The organism is Mesorhizobium sp. B1-1-5 (genome assembly GCF_006443065.1).
Taxonomy (GTDB): Bacteria; Pseudomonadota; Alphaproteobacteria; order Rhizobiales; family Rhizobiaceae; genus Mesorhizobium.
Genome location: NZ_VFWS01000654.1, coordinates 1 through 1,043 on the forward strand (window position 1 = coordinate 1; position 1,043 = coordinate 1,043).

Annotated in this window: 2 protein-coding genes; both read left to right on the plus strand. The window is 61.7% G+C overall.

Annotated features, from left to right (window positions below):
* Window positions 1-634: O-antigen ligase family protein (locus tag FJ980_RS34105; protein WP_140547723.1), on the plus strand; the 634-nt coding region annotated here is incomplete at its 5' end.
* A 17-nt stretch (window positions 635-651) separates the two neighbouring features.
* Window positions 652-1,043 (plus strand): NAD-dependent epimerase/dehydratase family protein (locus tag FJ980_RS34110; protein WP_140547724.1); only part of this gene is annotated, 392 nt, incomplete at its 3' end.

Below are 1,043 nucleotides of genomic sequence, written 5' to 3' on the forward strand. Positions count from 1 at the left end.
GTTGATCAACCAGCATTGGCTGAAAGGGAAGAATGCCGTCCGTCTGCTGCTTCTGCTGGCGGCAATCGGCGTCGCCGTCGCCGCTATCGGATTCCATACGATATCCGACAGATTTGATTTTCTGCGCTCTGATTGGGACGCGCTTGGGGCGCACGGCAATTCCGACACCTCGCTTGGAATACGTGTTGCCCTCTGGGACATCGGCCTGAAGGCATTCCGCGAGATGCCCTTGTTCGGACACGGAGTGGGCGCGAACCAGCTCTTGATCCGGCAGGGCTTCCAGGACCTGTTCGCGAAAACGGCAGGTTTCAATCATTTCCACAATGGTTTCCTGACGGCATTGGTACAGGCGGGCATCCTGGGCGCCGTGACTTTGGCGGCGATCTTTGTCGTCGCCGGCAGAAACGCCGCCCTGGTCCTGCGCAACAGCGCCGACCCGATCGAGCGCTTTGGCGCCACCATGGTCGTCGTCATGGTGATCACCTACCTGACGGCTGGGATGACAGGCATCCTGATCGGCCAAGACATCCTGGATTCGGTGTTCATGGTCTTCCTGGTATCCGGGACCTATCTTGCGTCGGGACGTCAGGCCCCGTTGCCGGAAGAGATGCCGCTTCCGCCAGTCACGCAATAGCGGCTCCGGGCAAGGCAATGAAGGTCTTGGTCACAGGCGCATCGGGCTTCATCGGACGCCTTGTCGTGGAAAGGCTTCGCGAGGCAGGGGTGGAGGTTCGCCTCGCCTCGCGCTACCCAGAAAGGCTCGCTTCGGGCAGCGACATCGTTGGCTTGCCGCGTTTCGATGAGCCGGCCAAGGACTTCCTTGCCGTCACCCGTGACATTACAGACGTCGTTCATTGCGCCGGGCTGAACAATGATCACGGCGGTGCCACCGAAGCCGACTACCGAGCGGCCAACGCGGAATTGAGCGCGCGGCTGGCGCATGCGGCTGCCATGCAGGCAAGCGGACGCTTCATCCAACTGTCATCGGTCCGGGCCGTGATCGGCGCCCGCGTCAGCGCAACGATCGACGAGCATACGGTCCC